Source organism: Geomonas sp., assembly GCF_035254065.1.
Lineage (GTDB): Bacteria > Desulfobacterota > Desulfuromonadia > Geobacterales > Geobacteraceae > Geomonas.
The window spans coordinates 1-20,609 of record NZ_DATFBA010000384.1; the positions used below are offsets into that span (position 1 = coordinate 1).

Here is a 20,609-nt window from a genome sequence, read left to right on the forward strand (position 1 = left end):
GCGTGGTGGTGCTGGGGGACCCGGGCCCCTGGCTCTGTTCGGGGATGACCGGAGGGGTGGTGTACTGCCACCTGGACCAGGAGATGGGGTTCACCCGCGACGCCCTACGCCGCAGGCTGGCCAGCGGTGCGGGCGTCGAGATCCGCGACCTGGAGGAAGACGACGTCGCCCAACTGGAGGAGCTGCTCGGCAAGTACGGCCGGGAACTCTACCATTCCCACCAGAAGGAGGAGGCCGACTGGGTGCATGTGGTGCTGGCCCGCGCCCGCAGCCGCTTCGTCAAAATCGTTCCGGAAAAGGCCCTGGTGATGCCGAACAGCACGGAGTAGCGATGGGCTGTATTCCTTGAAGGGGAGGATGCGTTGGGCGTAGTGTGAAGTAGGGGGAACTCCCGGAAGAGGGTGATGTTTGAAGGAGGAAACCATGAGCGAAGCAAACAAACCCTGCTGTCTGGTCCTGATGCCCTTCGATAAGAGGAAGGACTGCACCGGCAGGGAGATCGATTTTGAGGCGGTGTATCGCCGGCTGGTGGTTCCTGCCGTGGAGGCAGCCGGGCTGCAAGCGGTCCGGGGCGACGAGGGGCGTACCGGGGGGCTTGGCCGCCGCCTGCTGGAAAGGCTCGCCCTCTTCGAGTACGTGCTGGCCGATCTCAGTGCCGCGAGCCCGACCGTCTTCTACACCCTGGGGATCAGGCATGCCTCGCAGCCACGAAAAACCGTGCTGATCCACGCCGCGAGCCGCGCCCAGCTCCCCTTCGACGCCCAGGCCCTGGGTGCCGTTTCCTACCGGGTCTCCCCCCAGGGACACCCGGAGTACGAGGCCAAGTACCGGACCGTGATAACCGATGCGCTGAAAAAAGGGGATAGCGGTGCAGCGGACAGCCCGCTTTTTCGTCAGCTGCCGGGTTACCCGAACCTTGACCGCGGGGCGAGGCTTAAGGCCGCCGAGGCGGAGGCCGGCCTGGAGCAGGGTGTCAAGCAGAGCCTTTTGGAGGCCAGGTCGCGCGGAGGAGGGGCGGTTAGAGCAGTGGAGGCGTCCCTGGGTAACCTGGCCGAGGTCGAGCCGGGGGTGGTTCTGGAGCTTTTCTTCGGCTATCGCGAGGCGCAGTGGTGGAACGAGATGACCGCCCTGGTGCCGCGCATGGCGCCCGTTTTGGCCGGCACCCTCCTGGTGCAGGAGCAGCTCGCCCTGGCGCTGAACCGGATGGGGAAAGGGGCCGAAGCGGAGCGCGTGCTGCGGGACCTGCTGGCGCGCCGTGGGCCGAGCGCCACCACCTACGGCAAACTGGGACGGGTGCTGAAGTACCAGTGGGAGAAGGCCGCGGAGAAAGGGGACAAGGCGCTCGCCAAGGAGCTGTTGGACAAGGCGGCCACCGCCTACTGGAAGGGGTTCGAGGCGGACTGGCGCGATACCTATTCCGGGGTGAACGCGGTCACCCTCATGGAGCTCAAGCAGCCGGCCGATCCGAGGCGGCGGGAGATCCTGCCGGTGGTCCATTACGCGGTCGAGCAGAGGATACGCTCCGGTGCCGCGGACTACTGGGACTACGCGACCCTGCTGGAGTTGGCCGTGCTCGCCTGTGACGAGGCCAAGGCGGCCGGCGCCCTGGGGCAGTGCCTTGCGCGGGTCAGGGAGTCGTGGGAGGCTCAGACCACCGCCAAGAAACTGCGGCTGATCAGGGAGGCGCGGCTGGGACGGGGGGCAGATTGCCCGGTGTGGGCCGACAACGCGGTGGAGGAGCTGTTGAAAGCGGCCGCGCGCTGGACCGCGCGGCCGTAGGAGGAAGTTAAGCCGGTACCTTCCCGAAAGCCCGCAGGAAGAGGGGCAAAAGCATGGGAGCGTTGGATTTGATGGCGCCTCCCATGAAGTCCATGATCCCGGGCTTGTAACCTTTGAACCAGATCTTTCTGAACATCTGCTCGCTGGTCTGGCAGGTGCAGTCCGCCTCGCCGGTCCCGGCGCCATGCTCTACGGAAAAGGAGTCGGCATCCATGGTGAAGCTGATGGTCTGGCCATCCACCAGGAACCGGTAGGTTGTTTTTTTCGAGAAGACCCCCTTTATAAACAAAGGACCCATCTCAGCTACGATATCGTCGATCATCAACTCTCCTGTTCGGGAAGCGGGCTTGGATTTGGTGAGCTGACCCCGCTTTCGGTTGTGCAAAAGGCAGCGGCGATAATATTGATGATCGTCGCATCTGTCAATGGTGTTGCAGCCTTGGAGCCGTCCTTGCTTCCCGGTCCGCGACCGTCGTCTCCGTCTTTCCCCGCTACAGCGGCGAGCTTATCATTAAAGAAACGGACTTTCGCGCTTTTACGACCAGCCCGTCCCTTGCTTAACTAGGCGATTTGACTTGTCTGTAGCGGCGTATATCATTAAAGCAACTACAGCCTGCCACTCACGTTCCACCTGGGCCCCGCATGGAAACCATTCCCTACAAATCGATCCCCGACCTGCTCAGGCAGAGTGCCGCCAGGCTGGAGGGAAAGCCGGCCATCAGGTTCCGGAAGCAGGGGGAGTGGGTGACGCTCAGTTACCGGCAGTTTTACGATCGCGCGCTCATGGTGGCGCGCGGGTTGCGCAAGCTCGGCATCCAGCCCGGTGACAAGGTGGCCATTCTCTCCGAGACCCGCGCCGGCTGGGTGATCGCCGACATGGGAATCCTGTGCGCCGGCGCGATCACCGTGCCCATCTACCCGACCAACACCCCCGAACAGATCCAGTACGCCCTCAACCACTCCGAGGCGAAGCTGCTCTTCATCTCCAGCAAGGCGCAGTACCGAAAACTCCTCAAGATCCGCGACTTCATCCACAACGTCCGTCTGGTGGTCTCCTTCGAACGTTTCCTGGGGGAGTCCTCGCCACCGTTGACCACCTTCTACCAGCTCTCCGAGATCGACGACCCCATCCTGCCCGAGGAGCGGGAGGAGCTGGAAGCGGTCATGGAGACCATCCTGCCGGTGTCGCTGGCCACCCTCATCTACACCTCGGGGACCACGGCCATCCCCAAGGGGGTGATGCTCTCCCACCAGAACATCCTCTACGACGCCACCTACACCATCAAGAAGGCGGCCATCCTCAGCGCCAACGAGATCTTCCTGAGCTTTCTCCCCTTGAGCCACGTGCTGGAGAGGAGCGTCGGCTACTATCTCGCGCTGATGACGGGGGCGCTGATCGTCTTCGCTGACAGCATCGAGAAGATTTCCGAGAACATGATCGAGGTGGAACCGACCGTGATGGTCTGCGTCCCCAGGCTGTTCGAGAAGATCTATTCGCGCATCTTCGAGTACGTGCACCAGCTCACCCTCTACAAGCGGAGGCTGTTCCGGACCGCGCTCGCCATCGGGCGGCGCTACATCTACGCGAAGTACATCGACAAGAGCGTCCCGCTCCTGCTGGCCTTCCAGTACGCGGTGGCCGACCGGATCATCTTCAGCAAGCTGCGCAAGCGGTTCGGGGGGCGGATCAAGTTCTGCTGCTGCGGCGGCGCTCCCCTGGACCGGAGCATCAACGAGTTCTTCTGGATCATCGGCATTCCCATCCTGGAAGGGTACGGCCTCACCGAGACCAGCCCGGTGATCTCCAACAACAACCTGGAGGAGCTCCGCTTCGGGTCGGTCGGCACACCGCTCGACCACACCGAGGTGAAGGTCGCCGAGGACGGTGAGCTGCTGGTAAAGGGGCCGCAGGTGATGCTCGGTTACTACAAGGACGAGGCCGCGACCGCGGAGGCGATCGAAGACGGCTGGTTCAAGACCGGCGACATCGGCAGGCTCGACGGTCGCTTCATCTACATCACCGACCGTAAGAAGGAGCTGATCATCACCGCGGGGGGCAAGAACATCGCGCCGCAACCGATCGAGAACCTGCTCAAGCGCGACAAGTACATCTCGCAGGCGATGGTGGTCGGCGACAAGAAACCGTACCTGACCGCCCTGTTGGTCCCTACCACCGAGAGGCTGCTGGAATTTGCCATGGAAAAGGGGATCACCTACCACGACATCGAGGACCTGGTGGTGCACGAGCCGGTGCTCAGGCTCTATGAGCAGCGGGTGGCCGAGGTCAACGGGCAGCTGGCGCAGTACGAGACCATCAAGAAATTCGTGCTGCTGCCGCGGGATTTCACCATGCAGGCGGGGGAGCTTACCCCCACCTTGAAGCTGAAGCGGCGGGTGATTGCCGAGAATTACAAGGACAAGATCGAGCGGATGTACGGTCTTTCCGACAACTGAGGCTGGCCCCATCCCGGGCGCCGAATATCCGCCGGGAAATGCGCCTCCTAGCTCAGCTGACCATCTCCTTCCCCATTTCGAAGCTGCGGTCCAGCAGCAGTACCTCGACCCGGTCACCGGCGGAAACCACCGACTCGGGCGCCAGCCTGACCAGTCCATTCCCCTGGGTGAGGGAGGTGAGCCTTCCCGAACTCTGGTTGCCGGTGGTCGAAACCACCAGACGGTTGTCCCGCAGGGAGACCAGGCCGCGAACCAGGTGGGGCCTCGGCCCGTCGTTATCAACCCGCTCCTCGATGACCGCCTCGACCCTCGGACGAAAAATCCCCCTGTTACCCATAGCCTTTAAGATGCAAGGCCTCACGAACATCTCGAAGGAAACCATGGCCGCCACCGGGTTCCCCGGCAGGGCAAAGACCGGTTTCCCGTCCAGAAGCGCGAAGGCCAGCGGCTTGCCCGGCTTCATGTTCACCTTCCAGAACTCGACCTCCCCGCCCAACTCCTCTATGGCCGCCTTGACGAAGTCGCGGTCGCCGACCGAGACCCCGCCGGAGATGACGATCATGTCGGCGTACAGGCCGGCCCTTATCTTTTCGCAGGTGTCAGCCAGGGTGTCGGCTGCGATCCCCAGCATCACCGGGGCACCGCCGGCGTCGATGATCTGCGCCGCCAGGCTGTAGCTGTTGCTGTTGATGATCTTGCCGGTGGTCGGGGTCGAGCCCGGCTCCAGGAGCTCGTCGCCGGTCGAGATGATGGCGACTCGGGCGCGTCGAAAGACGTCCAGGGTGGTTTTCCCCATGGCAGACAGCATGCCGATCTCCTGGGGGCGAAGCAGCGCCCCTGCCGCCACCACCACGTTGCCGGTGCTGATGTCCTCTCCGCGCCTGCGCAGGTGGGAGCCTGCCTTGGGCTGCCTCTTCAGGCGTATCCACTCGCCTTCCTCGTCCACCTCCTCGACGGGGACGATGGTGTCGCAGTCATGCGGCACCGGGGCGCCGGTCATGATCTTTATGGCTTGCCCGGGTGGGACGGGAAGGGTGCGAACCTCTCCCGCCGGCAGGAATCCTGCCACCCGGAGCCGGTTTTCGGTCAGCGTATGGAAGGCGAAGGCATAGCCGTCCATGGCCGAGTTGTCGGCGGGGGGGATGTCCCACGGGGCGATGTGATCGACAGGGGTGACCCTGTTCAGCCCCTCGAAGACCGAGACCTTTTCAGTCTCCAGCGTCTTGATGCGGCGAAGGATGGCGTGCTGTGCTTGCTCGATGCTGACCAATTTTTTCAACTCCTTCCCCCTCTGGGCGGCTGCGGGGTGTCGGCCACCGCTGCGTACTGTTCAGGTGTGTTGACGTTTATGAAGGCATTCCCCCCGAGATCGAAGGGGGCAAGTTCCGCGGGAAGCACATGGCGGACCTTTATGTCGGGATAATAGCCGTAGGCGCAGCACTCCCCGCGGTCCAAAAGTGCCTTGATCGCTGGCAGGCAGCTCTTGGAGTACAGCGCGAAGAGCGGTTCCATACCGTGTGGGGTGCTCGGCACCACGGCATCGTACCCCTCGCGCAGCGAGCAGAGGTAGCGGAGGACTCCGCTGTTAGGGTAGGGGAGATCGCAGGATGAGACGAAGGCGTAGGGTGTTTCCGCGTGGTAAAGGCCGGTGTACAGGCCGCCCAGGGCGCTGCCCGTGTAGATGTCTGGGTGCACCGGGAGCGAATAGGAAGCGAACCGGTCGGGACGGCTGCCGACCAGGGCGACCCTGGAGAAATTGGCGCTGAAGACCTCAACGATCCTCTCGATGATCGTCTTGCCTTCAACTTCGAGGAAAGCCTTGTCCCTCCCCATCCGGCTGCTCGACCCACCGATCAATATGACTCCGCCGATCTGTTTTTCCACTCATCTCCCCGTAAGAAAGCTTTCCTCTTGCTCTAAATCATGGGCGGCAGACGCGGCCTGCCGTGATGCTAACGGAACTGGCATGGGCTCTCCTTGACGGAGGTCAATAAAGCAGCGAAAGGGGCCAAAAACGTATACGCCGGCCACCGGTATTTCTTGACCTGCATCAAACGTTGTCTGCTCCCCCGCCCTTATACTGCGGGTCCTGGATACATATTGATGGCGGGAGGGATTTCATGATAGTCAGGGAGAGGCCGAGCGGGCTGCGTCTGTTTTTCATCATCCGGGGCTCCATAGTGCCTCGTATCATCTGGCCTCTTTTTGTCACCATTCTGCTCGCGACTGCGGTCACCGTAACTCACGGGATGCTGTTCAAAGTGAAGATCACCATGACCCCGATCCCTTTCAGCCTGATCGGGCTGGCCCTGGCCATCTTCATCGGCTTTCGGAACACCGCCAGTTACGACCGTTACTGGGAAGGGAGAAAGTTGTGGGGCGAGCTGATCATCCTTTGCCGGAGCCTGACCCGCGAAATCCTTACCTTCGTTTCCGATGGTCAGGAGGAGGGGAACGCCTGGCCCCCTTTCAGAGACGGGGACCCGCGTGCGCGGATGGTGTACCGCCTGATCGCTTTTGCGCACGCTCTTAGGCATCATCTCAGGGAGACTGAGCCGGACGGCGGGTTGCGCAGTTTTCTTGCCGCCGATGAGGCTAAGGAGCTGGCGGCCTCCCACCACAGGCCCCTGTACCTGTTGCAGCGCATGGGGTTCGATCTGCGCCAGGCGCTGACCGGCAAGCGCGTGCAGGAATACTTCGCAGCTTCCCTCGATGCCAATCTCACCAGGTTGACCTCCGTGCTGACCGGTTGCGAAAGGATCAAGAACACGCCGATACCGTTCACGTACAACCTGTTGCTGCATCGCACCGCTTACCTCTACTGTTTCCTCCTCCCATTCGGTCTGGTCGATTCCATTGGCTTCATGACCCCCTTCGTGGTCGGCATCGTCTCTTTCACCTTCTTCGGTCTCGATGCCCTCGGTGACGAGATCGAAGAGCCCTTCGGGATTCTTCCCAATGACCTGGCGCTCTCGGCCATGTGCCGGACCATTGAGCGGGACCTGCGCGCAGCGCTGGGCGAAGAGGAACTTCCCGAGCAACTCGCGCCGGTGAATTACCGGATACTCTGACGGAAGCAGGCGCGGCAGAGGCTCACGTCCCTGTGCAGATAGAACGGGAGGTTCACCCTCTGATCAAGAGGTCTTTTGCCTACCTGAGAGTCGAGTCGGTCCTGACCTGTCGTCGGGCGGGAAGCTTGGTAACGCCGAGAAGCATCTCAGCAACTTGGCGTTGATCTCAGCATGAACGGCCGACTTTTCGGGCTATTTCTGGCGTGGTGGTAAAAGTTCGGTGGGGTTAATCGGAAAGGGGGGGAGGCAAGTAAAGGACAGGTAAGTACAAAGGCTGGTTGATATCTGTGCGGGCTAGTCGTATTCGGTAGGATGAGAACAAGCAAAGGGGGATCGAGGCTGCATGGCCTGATCCCCCTTTTTGATGCGAATTAACCCGGCATCAGCACGGCATCGGTGACCCCTTGCGGGAGTAGCAGTACCAGGTGAGGGCGATGCAGGTGATGTAGAAGGCGAGGAAGCCGTACAGCGCACCTTGGGGACCGCCGGTAAGCGAGATCGAGCTCCCGAAGGCCTTGGGGATGAAGAAGGCGCCGTAGGCTGCGAAGGCGGAGCTGAAGCCGAGGACGGCGGCCGCTTCCTTGGCCGCTTCGGCGGGTGCCTGCCCCTCGGCCTGTGGCCCCTTGCCGGCAGCTGCCCGCTGGCGGTCGGTCAGGAAGATAACCGGTATCATCCTGAAGGTAGAACCGTTGCCGATGCCGGTGGTAATGAACATGACGATGAACATGCCGAGGAAACCCCAGAAGTTCCCTGCATATCCATTGTGCGGCAGGTAGTGGAGGACGCCGAAGACGGCCACCGCCATGGCCACGAAGTTCCAGAAGGTCACCCGGGCTCCTCCGAGCTTGTCGGCGATCCAGCCCCCCAGCGGCCGGCAGAGCGCGCCCACCAGAGGTCCCAGGAAAGCGTACTGGGTCGGGTTCATGGTCGGGAACTGCGACTTGATCAGCAGTGGCAGACCGGCCGAGTAGCCGATGAAGGAACCGAAGGTGCCCAGGTAGAGCCAGCACATGATCCAGTTGTGCTTGCGCCCGAAGATGACCGACTGATCCCGAAAGGATGCCTTCACCTCTGCGATGTCATGCATGCCGAACCAGGCGGCGATGGTGGTGAGCACGATGAAGGGAACCCATATGAAGCCGGCGTTCTGCATCCACACCGTCCCCGCTACCCCCTTGACCATCGAGGTCTGGGGGGCACCGGAAAGGGCGGCGAAGGCGCCGGTCGAGATCACCACCGGGATAAGGAACTGCATGGCGCTCACACCCAGGTTTCCGAGCCCCGCGTTCAGCCCCAAGGCGGTCCCTTTCTGTGATTTGGGGAAGAAGAAGCTGATGTTGGCCATGCTGGAGGCGAAGTTCCCGCCGCCGAAGCCGCACAAGAGGGCCAGGGTCAGCATGGTGCCGTAGCTGGTATGCGGGTCGCGGACGGCGAAGCCGATGCCGATCGCCGGGATCAGCAGCGAAGCCGTGCTGATGGTGGTCCATTTCCTGCCGCCGAAGATGGGGATCATGAAGGAATAGAAGATCCTGAAGGTGGCGCCGGAAAGGCCAGGCAGCGCGGCCAGCCAGAAGAGTTGGTTGGCGTCGAAGCTAAAACCGATGGAGGGGAGGTTGATCACCACCACGCTCCAGACCATCCAGACCGCGAAGGAGAGGAAGAGGGAGGGGATGGAGATCCAGAGGTTGCGGGAGGCGATGGCCTTCCCCTCGTTGTGCCAGAATGTTTCGCACTCGGGATTCCAGACTTTCAGTACACGGGACATGTATCGCTACTCCTTTACATTTCAACGATTATAGTGTGTTTTCTTCTGAAACCTCAAGCTCCGCAACAGGTCCTAATTCCTCATCCTGTCCCTCCCCTTGAAGGGAGGATCGCTGTGTGCATTGACCGGCTTATCAAGCTCTTAACCCCGTTCGTCCTGAGCCTGTCGAAGGACTAGCTTGTGAAGGTCGGGGAGGGTGCTTCGACAAGCTCAGCACGAACGGACCGACTTACAGCTTCTCGGAATGGCCTGAAATCTCTGAATAAAGGGGAGACAAAGGGATAGCTTTCGGCTCTCCGTTACTTAGCTCGCCACCGGTACAGGATGGGCGGATCCTTCAGGAAGTCGATGGGCAGGTAGAGCAGGTGCACGAGCTTCGTGAAGGGGAGCAGCGCCACGATCAGGAAGGCGCTGGCTGCGTGCAGCTTGAAGACGAGCGGGAAATCGGCCACGTACTCGAGCTGCGGGTTGAACGACACGATCGACCAGAGGTAGGGTACAGCGGTGTGCAGGTACCACGCCGACCCCCAACGCAGGAAGTAGCCGATGTAGACCCCGGTGCCCGCCTGGAAGGCCAGCAGGTAGAGGACCAGCCAGTCCGAGCTAAAGGTGACCCGCTTCAGGTTCGGTGCGTTGCAGCGGCGCAAAAGGAGCAAAAGGCATCCCATAAGGGAGAAGATCCCCAGCCCCAGCCCGCAGCTCTCCACAAAAAGGAGGGTCTCGCGGTTGCCCAGCAAGGCCCTGATCGGCCCGGGGAAGCAGAAGCCGATGATGTGCGCCGCCAGCACCGGGATGATCCCGTAGTGCCAGGGGTTGATCCCCCAGAACAGGAGCTTCCGCTCCAGGAATTGGGTGGAGTAGGCCGACCAGGTGAGCCGGTTGCTCAAAAAGCGGTACGGCGTCACCAGCAGCACCAAGGCGATGGCCAGGTAGGGGAGGGCGATGAAGATGAAGTTGTTTAACATGCGGGAACCTCCTGACAGTCGGCGTTGCACAGCAGGCCGGCTGCCTCCACCAGCGAGAGCCAGGGCGAACGGGTAAGCGGCGCGGAAGCCGCAACGAACTTCTCCAGTCCCGGGGTCACCATCTCACGGATGAAGCGCCGCCGGAAGTCGTCCTCACCCAGCAGGGCGAGGTGCGCCAGGAAGGAGAGGAGCACCCCGAGGTGGTCCGGCAGTTCGTTACCGGCGGGCTGGAAATCGAATTGCCTGAACTGTTCCTTCACCGCGATCATGTAGGAAGCCTTCTTCTGGTTGTCCCCGTAAAGGTGGTGCCCAAGATAGGGGGCGAGCGCCGGGTTGAAGTCGAAGAGGGCGACATATTCCTCCTGCAACTCGGCCGGCGTCGAACCGTGCAGCATGGTCGGGAACGCCTCACCGAGCAACGGTGCCAGCCTGCCGCAGGACTCGATCAGCGGCGCCTTCTCCCCGGGATAGTCGAGCAGCAGAGCCAGGTCTCGGTACTTTTCTTCGACGCTCATCGTCCCCCCCTCGTTTTCTTGAGGAGGCCGAAACCTCCCTCCTGCTTGCGCAGCTGCGGGTCCTGCTCCTCGCGCTGCTGCGGGGGGATGACGAAGCGCTCGTTGTAGCCGGCTATGGTGAACAGCCGGTAGAGCCTGTTCGCCCCATCCTGATCGAGGCCCGCTTCCCGCAGTACGACCGGGTCAGCCTCCTGTTTCAGGTTTTGCGCCCGCATGTGGACCCGGACGGCGATCAGCTTCTTGAGGACGTCCCCAACGACCCGATGGTTGCCGCCGGACAGCAGGCTCGCGAGGTAGCCGATCGGCACGCGGAGCGTTTCCAGGGCCGGGATCATGCCGTGCTCCAGGAGTTTGTGGGTGTCGCCGAAGGTGGAGAGGACCGGAGAGAGCGACGGGATGTAGTAGGCCATCGGCACCGTCCTAAACTCAGGGTGCAGGGGGAGGGCGAGGCCGAACTCTTTCACCAGCGTGTAGACCGGCGATTTCACCGCTGCGTCCAGCCAGCGCTCGGAGACCCCGTTTTTGCGGGCCCCCTCGCGTACCGCGGGATCATTGGGATTTAGGATGAGAGCGCGATGGGCCTCGACCAGTTCGTCGTCCTTGACCAGCGCCGCGGCCTCCACCCCCTCCGCGTCATAGAGGAGCACGCCGACGTAGCGGATCCTCCCCACGCAGCTGTGCGCGCAGGCGTTGCACTGGCCGCTCTCGGCACGGGGGTAGCAGAAGATGCACTTCTCCGCTTTGCCGCTTTGCCAGTTGAAGTAGACCTTCTTGTACGGGCAGGCGCTGGTGCAAAAGCGCCACCCCTTGCAGACCTCCTGGTCCACCAGCACCACGCCGTCCTCGCCGCGCTTGTAGAGGGCGCGGGAAGGACAGGAGGCAACGCAGGCGGGGTTCAGGCAGTGGTTGCACATGCGCGGCAGGTACTGCATGAACATGGAATCGTAGGAATCGATTACCTGCTTTTCCTGCAGGTTCAGGTCCTTGGCGGCGTAGACCTGCGAGCCGGACAGATCGTCGTCCCAGTTGGGACCACCTTCGATCTCCTCGATCGTTTTCCCGCTGATCTGCGAGAAGGCCCTGGCTACCGGCTGGTCGTCACCGGGCTTGGCGCCGGCGAGGTCGGCGTAGTCGAAGTCGAACGGCTCGTAGTAGTCCTCCATCTTCGGCATGTTGGGCTGGAAGAACATGCTTGCCAGGGTCGGCCCCTTGCCGAGCCCTTTCAGGCTCAGCTTCTTGCCGTCGGCTATCCATCCCCCCTTGAAGCGCTCCTGGTTCTCCCAATGCTTCGGGTAGCCGACGCCGGGCTTGGTCTCGACGTTGTTCCACCACATGTACTCGGCGCCTTTTCTGTCGGTCCAGATGTTCTTGCAGGAGATCGAACAGGTGTGGCAGCCGATGCACTTGTCCAGGTTGAAAACCATCACTATTTGTGCTCTGACATCCATGGTAACCCCTTATCCCTTGAGCTTCCGCACCACCACGTAGCTGTCGCGGTTCACGCCGGTGGGACCCCAGTAGTTGAAGTAGTAGCTGAACTGGGCGTAGCCACCCAGCATCAGCGTCGGCTTGAGACGGATCCTGGACAGGCTGTTGTGCACGCCTCCCCGTTTGCCGCTCTTCTTGGACTTCTTGACGTTCAGGGTCCTCTCCGGCGCGTGGTACATCACCGCGGCCCCCTGCGGGATACGGGAGGAGACGATGGAACGGCAGACCACCACCCCGTTGGCGTTGTACACCTCGATGCTCTCGTTGTCCTCGATGCCTGCCCCGGCCGCGTCCTCGTGGTTCAGCCAGATGGCCTGGCCTCCCCGGGAGAGGGTCAGCATCCTCAGGTTGTCGCTGTAGGTGGAGTGGATTCCCCACTTGCCGTGCGGCGTCAGGAAGTTCAGCACCAGCCCGCTTTCCCCCTCGGTCTCGTCCAGGACCGTAGGGTCCAGCTTCCCTTTGAAGGTCGGCAGCCCTTCGTGGAACTCACGGTAGTACGGATGATCCAGGTAGAGCGACTGGCGCCCGGACAGGGTGCGCCAGGGGACGTCGTGCTCCACGTTCAGGGTGAAGGGGGCGTAAGGGCGGCCGTCGTTCATCAGTCCGCTCCAGATCGGCGAGCTGATGGCCCGGCGCGGCTTCTGGGTGACGTCCTCCCACTTCATCCGGAAGTCCCGGTTGCCCGCGGAGATCTGTGCGAGCGGCTTGCCTACCCGCTTCTCCAGCTTCTCGAAGGCCCGGTGGGCCAGTTCGCCGTTGGTCTCCGAGGCCAGCGACAGGATCACGTCCGCCACCACCCGCTCGTCCTCCAGGTCGACGTACGATTTGCCGTTCCAGCTCCGGTTGGGAAGAGTCGCCAGGAGCTTCTCGTGTTCGTCGTCCGCGTCGTAATAGTTGCCGTGCGACCCGAGGTGGCCGATCTGCGGCCCAAGCGACATGAAGCGGTTGTAGAGCCCCTGGTAATCGCGCTCCACCACGGCGAGGTTGGGCATGGTCTTGCCCGGGACCGGCTCGCATTCTGCGAGTTTCCAGTCAGCAACCTGGCGCTGGGCGATTTCACCCGGGGTGTCGTGCAACAGCGGGGCGGCGACGATATCCTTCACCGGCGACGGGAAGTGCCGTGCCGAGAGCTCGCTCACCTTCTTGGCGATGGTGGCGAAGGTCTTCCAGTCCGATTTGGACTCCCAGGAAGGAGGAACGGCGGCATCCATGCAGTTCACGAAGGAGTGCATGTCAGTGGTGTTGAGGTCGCTCTTCTCGTACCAGGTGGCGGCCGGCAGCACGATATCCGAATAGAGGGTCGAGGTGTCCATCCTGAAGTTGAGGTCGACTATCAGGTCCACCTTGGCCTCCGGCGCCTTATCGTGCCAGACGATGTCCTTGACCTGCCCCTTGGCCTTTTCCGTGGCGGTGAAGCTGCTATTGGGCGCCCCAACCACGTGCTTCAGGAAGAACTCATGACCCTTGGCGCTGGAGGAGATCGCGTTGCCACGCCAGATGAACCAGACCTTGGGCGAGTTGCCGGCGCCGTCCGGATCCTCGATGGCGAAACGGGTGCTGCCGCTCTTCAGCCGCCCCACCAGCCAGGTGCGTACCTCCTCGTCGCTCTGACATCCCTCATTTTTCGCCTGCTCCATCAGCTGGAGGGGGTTGGCGTTGAAGTGGGGGGCGAAGGGGAGCCAGCCAAGCCGGACCGCCTTGGCGTTGAAGTCGGCGGCGTGCATCGGCATCTTCTCGCCGGTCTCCGGCTTGAAGTAGTCGACGAAGCTTCGGTCGTAGCGCCACTGGTCCGAGTGCATGTACCAGAAGCTCGGCGTGTTCTGCAGGCGGGAGGGCTTTTGCCAGTCCTGCGCCATGGCGATGGAGGTCCAGGGGGAGAGCGGGGCGACCTTCTCCTGCCCTACGTAGTGGGCGAGCCCGGCGCCGTTTCTGCCGACGCTCCCGGTCAGGATCAGGGCGGTGATGGCGGCGCGGTAGATCAGGTCGTTGTGGTACCAGTGGTTCACCCCGGCGCCGATGATGATCATGTTGCGGCCGCCGCTCTGCTCGCCGTTTTGGCCCCATTCCCTGGCGATCTTCAGCACGGTCTCGGCGTCGATGCCGGTGTGCTTCTCCTGCCACTTGGGGGTGAAGGGGAGCTCGGAGTCGTAGCTGTGCGGATAGTCGCCGGCCAGCCCGCGCGAGACGCCGAACTGCGCCATCAAGAGGTCGAATACTGTGGTGACCACTACCTCGCCGTTTTTGGTGGCGACCCGGCGCACCGGCACCTCGCGCAGGGCGTCGCGCTCACCTTCGATGCAGAAACGGACCATGCGGGTCTCCTCGCCCAGGAAGGTGAGGGCCGCGTCGATACCGCCGCCGTCCACCATGTCCTTCATGTCGAGGTTCCATTTCCCTTCCTGCTTGCTCCAGCGCGAGCCGAGGCTGCCGTGGGGGACGCGTACCTCGCCGGCGCGGTCGCCCACGCAAAGTGTCCAGTCGGCGTGCTCCAGGGAGGCAGAGCGTTCGAACTCGTCGGCGCGCAGGAACTCCCCCTGGCGCCAGGCATCTCCCTTGCCATCGGCGGCGGGGGTCAGCTTGACCAGGAAGGGGAGGTCGGTGTACTTCCTGACATACTCCTCGAAGAAGGGGACCTGGCGCTCGGCGTAGAACTCCTTCAGGATCACGTGGTTGACCGCCATCCAGAAGGCGGCGTCGTGCCCCTGCTGGACCGGGAGCCAGGCGTCGGCCACCTTGCTGGCCATGGAGTAGTCCGGCGACATCACCACCACCTTGGTGCCGCGGTACTTGGCCTCGGTGAGGTAGTGGGCGTCCGGGGTGCGGGTCATCGGGACGTTGGAGCCGCACAGTACGATGTAGGAGGCGTTGTACCAGTCCGCCGACTCGTTGACGTCGGTCTGCTCGCCCCAGATCTGCGGGGAGGCCGGGGGGAGGTCGCAGTACCAGTCGTAGAAGCTCATGGAGACGCCCCCGAAGAGCTGGAGGAAGCGGGAGCCCGCAGCGTAGCTGATCATGGACATGGCCGGGATGGGGGAGAAGCCGATCACCCGGTCCGGGCCGTGTTTCTTGGCGGTGTAGACGCTGGAGGCGGCGATGATCTCGGTGACGGTTTCCCAGTCGCCGCGCCTGAAGCCGCCCATGCCGCGCTTTCCGGTGTAGGCCAGACGCGCCTTGGGATCTTCCACGATGCTGGCCCAGGCCTGGACCGGATCCTCGTGGATCTTCCTCGCCTCCATCCAGAGGTCGAGCAGGGCCCCGCGCAGGTAGGGATACTTCACCCGCATCGGGCTGTAGAGGTACCAGGAGTAACTGGCCCCGCGCGGGCAGCCGCGAGGTTCGTGGTTGGGGATGGTGCCGTCGAACTGGGGGTAGTCGTTGGCCTGCAGCTCCCAGCCGACGATACCGTCCTTCACGTGCACCATCCAGCTGCAGCCGCCCGTGCAGTTCACGCCGTGGGTGCTGCGCACCACCTTGTCGTGCTGCCACCGGTTGCGGTAGAAATCTTCCCAGTCCCGGTTTCTTGTTGTGTGATCGTCTTTGATCCGGCTATGCGACATTATCCGATTCTCCTCTTGAAGATGATGAGTCCGACCAGGCAGACGCCAAAGAAGCCGAGTCCCGCCAGGGGGTAGGGGTCGGAAGCGGGATGCTTCTTGGCAGAGGCGTCCTTGAAGAGGGCGATGAGCGCCGTCGTTTCCTGCTCGGTGAGGGGACGGTCAGCGTAGGCCTTCTTCATTACCGGGAACGCCAAGGTTTTCAGGACCCCGCGCACGCCGTTTTCCCCCATCTTTTTGTAGAGGTCGGTCAGGTCGGCTGCCAGGGCGCCGCCGGTTACTCCCGGGTAGGTGAGCCCATGACAAGAGACGCAGGGCGCGCCGCCGTTGGCGAAGCGGACCTTGCCGTTGAATAGGTCACGCCCTGCCGCAACCAGCACCGGGGTGACCACCACCTCTTTGGGGGGCTCGGCAGGCGCTGCCGCGCTGGCGGCTTCGCCGGGGGCAGCCTGGCCCTGAGCGGTTCCCGAGGCCGCGGTTGCCGGTTTATCGCCGCCTGCCGGGGCAGCCTTGCCGCCAAGGAAGGCCACAATTTTCTTGGCATCATCGGCGCTGACGCCGAGGTTGGGCATCTCCATGCCGAATTTCTTGACCAACTCGGCCTGGGTCGGGTCCTTTTCCGCCGTCAGTTTGTCCGGTTCGACGATGACCCGCACCAGCCACGCGGCAGGTCGTCTGGCTCCGACCCCTTTGAGGTCCGGCCCCCCGCCATCCCCTCCGCCGATAGAGTGGCAACTGGCGCATTGCTTGTCGAATAGCTCCTTGCCGGCATCGGCCCGGGAGATGCCGACGGTAGCCAGCAATAGCAACAGGACTAACGATGCGCGAAGAAGAACAGCTTTGTGGGGCATGGGAAATCTCCTTATGGTGTAGTGCAACGAATCTAAAACAGGATTTCGGAAACAATCTTGACCTAGATCAAAAAAACGTGATGCCCGTACAAATATGTTGTGATCCATGTCGCTTCCAACGGAGCCTGAGCTCCGGCTGCGGGACCAGAGATCAGGGCAAGGTTGTTGTTGGGGTGATGCTGCAAATATGGTATGATATTAATCAGTTACGAAATCGGACCTGTCCGGTCCATTGGCGCTGGCGACCTTGAACTCCCTTCGTCCGGTTTTTCAAGGGGTTAGCTTTCGGAAAGAGGGCTCTCTTGCAAGGTGTAAAAATTCTTCAAGCCGTACGGTACTGCGGGGGGGACAATGAGACAGATAAACAAGGTTGCAGTTTTAGGTTCCGGTGTGATGGGGTCCGCCATTGCCGCACATCTGGCTAACGCCGGCATCGACGTGCTGCTGCTGGACATGGTGCCGGGCGAACCGGACGAAGCTGAGAAGAAGGCCGGGATCGATCCCGGGTCGGCAGCGTTTCGCAACAAGGTCGCCACCCGGGCGCTCGACGCACTTACCAAGTCCAAGCCTGCCGCGCTCTACCTTCCCAGGTACCGGGAGTACATCGAAACCGGCAACTTCGAGGATGACATCGCGAGGCTGAAGGAGTGCGACTGGGCCATCGAGGTGATCGTCGAGAACATGGAGGTGAAGAAGCGCTTCCTCGCCGACAAGGTGGTTCAAAACCTCAAGGAAGGGGCCATCCTTTCCACCAACACCAGCGGGCTTTCGGTGAACGAGATGGCCAAGGTGCTGCCGGAGAGCCTCCGGAAGAATTTCCTGGTCACCCACTTCTTCAACCCGCCGCGCTACATGCGGTTGATGGAGATAGTCGGCTGCGAGCAGGCCGATCCCGAAGTGGTCGGCTTCATGGCTGATTTCCTCGGGCGCCGTCTCGGCAAAGGGATTGTCTACGCCAAGGACACACCGAACTTCATCGCCAATCGGATCGGCGCCTACGCAGGCGCGGTTACCTACCGGCACATGGATGAAATGGGGCTGACGGTGGAGGAGGCGGACGCCATTACGGGGGCGGCCATGGCCCGTCCCAAGACGGCGACCTTCGCGCTCTGGGATCTGGTTGGCATCGACACCGTAGGCCGTGTCATGGAGAACAGTTACCAGTTGCTGGTTAATGACGAAGAGCGCGAGCTGTTCAAGGTCCCTGACAGCATGAAGCAGATGGTCTCCTTGGGCTTGATCGGCAAGAAGGCCGGCAAAGGGTTCTACAAGAGGGAGACCGTGGAAGGTAACAGCGTCAAGTTCTTCTACGACTACCGAACCGGCGAGTACCGGCCGACGGTGTCGCCGAAGTTCGCCTCGGTGCTCGCCACCAAGATGATCGACGATCCGGGGGCGCGCGTCAGTACCCTGGTGAACGGGACCGACCATGCTGCGGAATTCGCCTGGAAGACTGTGCGCGACACCCTGATCTACGCCGCCAGGAGGATCCCGGAGATCGCAGACGATGTCCTCAACATCGACAACGCCATGAAGTGGGGGTACAACTGGGAGCTTGGCCCCTTCGAGATCCTTGACGCCCTTGGCGTCGCCGCCTTCGTGGAACGGGCCGACAGGGACGCCGTCCCGCTCCCCCAGATGCTGCGAGAGGTGGAGCGTTTCTACAAGGTAGAGGGTGGCAAGCGGTTTTACTACAGCGTCGCTGACAAGGGCTTCGTCGAGGTTCCCCGGGCTGCCACCGCGGTGTCGCTCACCCTTTTGAAAGATGCCGGTGCCGTGGCCGAGCACAACTCCGCCGCCTCGGTGGTCGACCTTGGGGATGGCGTCTTCTGCCTGGAATTCCACTCCAAGCTGAACACCATCGGCGGCGATACCATGTCCATGGTCCACAAAGCCATCCGTCGGGCCGAGCAGGACGGGGTCGGGCTGGTGATCGGCAACGAGGGCGGGGTTTTCTCGGCGGGGGCGAACCTCATGCTCATCGCCATGGCCATAGCCGAAGGGGCCTACGACGAGATCGACCTCATGGTGAGAGCCTTCCAGAAGGCGATGATGGCCATCAAATACTCCAAGATCCCGGTGGTGGCCGCCCCCCACCAGTTGGCGATGGGGGGAGGATGTGAGACCTGCCTGCACGCCGACGCCATCAACGCCCATGCCGAGACCTACATGGGGCTGGTCGAGATTGGGGTAGGGCTGCTGCCGGCCGGTGGCGGCACCAAGGAGATGGCGATACGCGCCATCCAGTTGGCCGAGCAGAACGACTGCGAGGTGATGCCCTTCCTCCTCAAGAATTACCGGAACATCGCCATGGCCAAGGTGAGCACATCTGGTGACGAGCTCTTCGAGATGGGGTTCATGCGCCACGGCGACTCGGTCAGCATGGACATCGACCGGCGCCTGCACGACGCCAAGCAGAAGGTGATCGCCCTGGCCGCCAACTACCGCCCTGGGCGCCCGGTCACCGGGCTCAAGGCGCCGGGACGCAGCATCGCCGCGGCCATCAAGGCTCAGCTGTGGAACCTCGAGAAAGGGGAATTCATTTCCAGCCATGACCGCTACCTTGCCTCCGGCATCGCTGAGGTGATCACCGGCGGGGACCTGCCGGCCGGTACGCTGATCAGCGAGCAGTATCTGCTCGACCTGGAAAGGGAGATGTTCCTCAAGTTCTGCGGCCAGAAGAAAACCGCCGAGCGCATCCAGCACATGCTGAAGAAAGGGAAACCGCTCAGAAACTAAAGTTAAGACTTCAAGGAAACTCAATACTTCTCAACTCTGCCAGCACTCCTCCTCCCGAAGGGGGGAGGAGTGAGGGGGGAGCGCTGTCCCGTTGCACGTGGGTGCTTCCCGCGCGAGCCTAGGTTCCCCCTCCCTAGCCCTCCCCCTTCGGGAGAGGGGATGCCTGATACGATGAGGGGAGAGGTGAGGGGGACAGGAAGATAGCAATAGCAATCCGGAGGATGCAATGAGCAACGCATATATAGTGGCCGCCTTCCGCACACCGGGCACCAAGGCCTATAAAGGTAAATTGAAAGACGTCCGGCCGGATGAGCTGGCGGCAGCCGCCATCAAGGGGCTTATCGCGAGAACCGGAGTCGATCCGGCCCAGGTTGACGACATCATGATGGGCTGCGCCTTCCCGGAGGGAGAGCAGGGGATGAACCTCGCTCGGATCGCCGCCTTCAAGGCCGGCGTCCCGTACCAGGTTCCCGCCCAGACGGTGAACCGTTTCTGTTCGTCCGGGTTGCAGACCATAGCCTCGGCGGCGGACAGAATCATGGCCGGTTTCGCCGACTGCATCATCGCCGGCGGCGCCGAGAGCATGAGCATGATCCCGATGGGCGGCAACAAATTCTCCCCGAACCCATCGCTGATGGGCTCCTGGCCGGAGACCTACGCTTCTATGGGTATCACGGCCGAACTGTTGGTCGAGAAGTACGCCATCTCGCGCGCGGAGCAGGATGCCTTTGCCGCCGACAGCCACCGGAAGGCAGCTGAAGCGGTGATCAGTGGTCGTTTCGCCGAGGAGATCATCCCGGTCGAGGCCGAGCGTTGCCTGGTGGTGAACGGCAAGCTCGTTCGCTCCAAGGAGACCGTCGATGCCGATGACGGGGTGCGCGGAGACACCACCGTGGAGGCGCTCAGCAAGCTGAAACCTGCCTTCAAGGCGAGCGGCACGGTCACCGCCGGCAACTCGTCGCAGATGACCGACGGGGCTGCCGCCGTGCTGGTTGTTTCGGAGCGCTTTCTCAAGGAAAAGGGCTTCACACCGATGGCGCGTTTCCTCGCCTTTGCCGTCAAGGGGGTGCCGCCTGAAATCATGGGGATCGGCCCGGTAGAGGCCATTCCGGCGGCCCTCAAAATGGCGAATCTCGAACTTGGCGACCTCGGTCTGATCGAACTCAACGAGGCCTTTGCGGTCCAGTCGCTGGCCTGCATCAGGGAGCTTGGCCTCAAGCAGGAGATCGTCAACGTGAACGGAGGCGCCATCGCGCTCGGGCATCCGCTCGGCTGCACCGGGGCCAAGCTGACGGCGACGCTGTTGCACGAGATGAAGAGACGCCGCGTCAGGTATGGAATGGTCTCTATGTGCATCGGCGGCGGCATGGGTGCCGCCGGGATCTTTGAAATGCTGGCATGAATTAGGTAGCAGGAACGAAAGAACGC

At 62.4% G+C, this 20,609-nt stretch carries 15 protein-coding genes; 6 read left to right on the forward strand and 9 right to left on the reverse strand.

Annotated features, from left to right (window positions below; all coding sequences use genetic code 11):
* Positions 1 to 329: hypothetical protein (locus VJ604_RS18225; RefSeq protein ID WP_324084969.1), on the forward strand; the 329-nt coding region annotated here is incomplete at its 5' end.
* A 94-nt stretch (positions 330 to 423) separates the two neighbouring features.
* Positions 424 to 1,779 (forward strand): TRAFs-binding domain-containing protein, encoded by a 1,356-nt coding sequence (locus tag VJ604_RS18230; protein WP_324084970.1) that lies wholly within the window; start codon positions 424 to 426, stop codon positions 1,777 to 1,779.
* A 7-nt stretch (positions 1,780 to 1,786) separates the two neighbouring features.
* Here VJ604_RS18230 and VJ604_RS18235 read toward each other — a convergent pair whose 3' ends face one another.
* Positions 1,787 to 2,101 carry a hypothetical protein gene (locus VJ604_RS18235; protein ID WP_324084971.1) on the reverse strand — a complete coding sequence of 105 codons (315 nt, stop codon included), beginning with the start codon at positions 2,099 to 2,101 and terminating at the stop codon, positions 1,787 to 1,789.
* Between the two features lie 320 nt (positions 2,102 to 2,421).
* Between VJ604_RS18235 and VJ604_RS18240 the strand changes: the two genes are divergently transcribed.
* The gene (locus tag VJ604_RS18240) at positions 2,422 to 4,233 is read left to right on the forward strand and encodes an AMP-dependent synthetase/ligase (RefSeq protein WP_324084972.1); all 1,812 of its coding nucleotides are present in this window, start codon (positions 2,422 to 2,424) and stop codon (positions 4,231 to 4,233) included.
* A 52-nt stretch (positions 4,234 to 4,285) separates the two neighbouring features.
* On the opposite strand, the gene VJ604_RS18245 is transcribed toward VJ604_RS18240, so the two are convergent.
* Together VJ604_RS18245 and mobA are read right to left on the reverse strand one after the other, a co-directional pair.
* Positions 4,286 to 5,503 (reverse strand): molybdopterin molybdotransferase MoeA, encoded by a 1,218-nt coding sequence (locus VJ604_RS18245; RefSeq protein WP_324084990.1) that lies wholly within the window; start codon positions 5,501 to 5,503, stop codon positions 4,286 to 4,288.
* A gap of 5 nt (positions 5,504 to 5,508) precedes the next feature.
* Entirely contained in the window at positions 5,509 to 6,117 is a 609-nt protein-coding gene (gene mobA / locus VJ604_RS18250; protein ID WP_324084973.1) for a molybdenum cofactor guanylyltransferase, read from the reverse strand.
* A 236-nt stretch (positions 6,118 to 6,353) separates the two neighbouring features.
* Here mobA and VJ604_RS18255 point away from each other — a divergent pair, with 236 nt between their 5' ends.
* A complete protein-coding gene (locus tag VJ604_RS18255) occupies positions 6,354 to 7,304 on the forward strand; it encodes a bestrophin family protein (RefSeq protein ID WP_324084974.1) in 951 nt (316 codons plus the stop codon).
* Between the two features lie 382 nt (positions 7,305 to 7,686).
* Here the strand turns inward: VJ604_RS18255 and VJ604_RS18260 are convergent, their stop codons facing one another.
* From VJ604_RS18260 to VJ604_RS18285, 6 genes are all read right to left on the reverse strand, one after another.
* Entirely contained in the window at positions 7,687 to 9,069 is a 1,383-nt protein-coding gene (locus tag VJ604_RS18260; protein WP_324084975.1) for a NarK family nitrate/nitrite MFS transporter, read from the reverse strand.
* A gap of 299 nt (positions 9,070 to 9,368) precedes the next feature.
* Positions 9,369 to 10,034, reverse strand: coding sequence for a respiratory nitrate reductase subunit gamma (locus VJ604_RS18265; protein ID WP_324084976.1), 666 nt, complete (start codon positions 10,032 to 10,034; stop codon positions 9,369 to 9,371).
* Positions 10,028 to 10,549, reverse strand: a complete 522-nt coding sequence (gene narJ, locus VJ604_RS18270; protein WP_324084978.1) for a nitrate reductase molybdenum cofactor assembly chaperone — start codon at positions 10,547 to 10,549, stop codon at positions 10,028 to 10,030. The genes VJ604_RS18265 and narJ overlap by 7 nt, the downstream gene beginning before the upstream one ends.
* Positions 10,546 to 11,997, reverse strand: coding sequence for a nitrate reductase subunit beta (gene narH / locus VJ604_RS18275; RefSeq protein WP_324084979.1), 1,452 nt, complete (start codon positions 11,995 to 11,997; stop codon positions 10,546 to 10,548). Before narH ends, narJ begins: the two co-directional genes overlap by 4 nt.
* A 9-nt stretch (positions 11,998 to 12,006) precedes the next feature.
* On the reverse strand, positions 12,007 to 15,594 hold the full coding sequence (locus VJ604_RS18280; RefSeq protein ID WP_324084980.1) for a nitrate reductase subunit alpha: 3,588 nt from the start codon (positions 15,592 to 15,594) through the stop codon (positions 12,007 to 12,009).
* On the reverse strand, positions 15,594 to 16,442 hold the full coding sequence (locus VJ604_RS18285; RefSeq protein WP_324084981.1) for a c-type cytochrome: 849 nt from the start codon (positions 16,440 to 16,442) through the stop codon (positions 15,594 to 15,596). Before VJ604_RS18285 ends, VJ604_RS18280 begins: the two co-directional genes overlap by 1 nt.
* 351 nt (positions 16,443 to 16,793) lie before the next feature.
* Between VJ604_RS18285 and VJ604_RS18290 the strand changes: the two genes are divergently transcribed.
* Together VJ604_RS18290 and VJ604_RS18295 are read left to right on the forward strand one after the other, a co-directional pair.
* Entirely contained in the window at positions 16,794 to 19,181 is a 2,388-nt protein-coding gene (locus tag VJ604_RS18290; RefSeq protein ID WP_324084982.1) for a 3-hydroxyacyl-CoA dehydrogenase/enoyl-CoA hydratase family protein, read from the forward strand.
* 226 nt (positions 19,182 to 19,407) lie between these two features.
* Positions 19,408 to 20,583, forward strand: coding sequence for a thiolase family protein (locus VJ604_RS18295; RefSeq protein WP_324084983.1), 1,176 nt, complete (start codon positions 19,408 to 19,410; stop codon positions 20,581 to 20,583).
* The last annotated feature ends 26 nt before the right edge of the window (positions 20,584 to 20,609 follow it).

Coding starts and splice junctions, on each gene's coding strand:
- VJ604_RS18230 (WP_324084970.1), top strand. CDS start 424: ATGAGCGAAGCAAACAAACCCTGCTGTCTGGTCCTGATGCCCTTCGAT.
- VJ604_RS18235 (WP_324084971.1), bottom strand. CDS start 2,101: ATGATCGACGATATCGTAGCTGAGATGGGTCCTTTGTTTATAAAGGGG.
- VJ604_RS18240 (WP_324084972.1), top strand. CDS start 2,422: ATGGAAACCATTCCCTACAAATCGATCCCCGACCTGCTCAGGCAGAGT.
- VJ604_RS18255 (WP_324084974.1), top strand. CDS start 6,354: ATGATAGTCAGGGAGAGGCCGAGCGGGCTGCGTCTGTTTTTCATCATC.
- VJ604_RS18260 (WP_324084975.1), bottom strand. CDS start 9,069: ATGTCCCGTGTACTGAAAGTCTGGAATCCCGAGTGCGAAACATTCTGG.
- VJ604_RS18265 (WP_324084976.1), bottom strand. CDS start 10,034: ATGTTAAACAACTTCATCTTCATCGCCCTCCCCTACCTGGCCATCGCC.
- narJ (WP_324084978.1), bottom strand. CDS start 10,549: ATGAGCGTCGAAGAAAAGTACCGAGACCTGGCTCTGCTGCTCGACTAT.
- narH (WP_324084979.1), bottom strand. CDS start 11,997: ATGGATGTCAGAGCACAAATAGTGATGGTTTTCAACCTGGACAAGTGC.
- VJ604_RS18280 (WP_324084980.1), bottom strand. CDS start 15,594: ATGTCGCATAGCCGGATCAAAGACGATCACACAACAAGAAACCGGGAC.
- VJ604_RS18285 (WP_324084981.1), bottom strand. CDS start 16,442: ATGCCCCACAAAGCTGTTCTTCTTCGCGCATCGTTAGTCCTGTTGCTA.
- VJ604_RS18290 (WP_324084982.1), top strand. CDS start 16,794: ATGAGACAGATAAACAAGGTTGCAGTTTTAGGTTCCGGTGTGATGGGG.
- VJ604_RS18295 (WP_324084983.1), top strand. CDS start 19,408: ATGAGCAACGCATATATAGTGGCCGCCTTCCGCACACCGGGCACCAAG.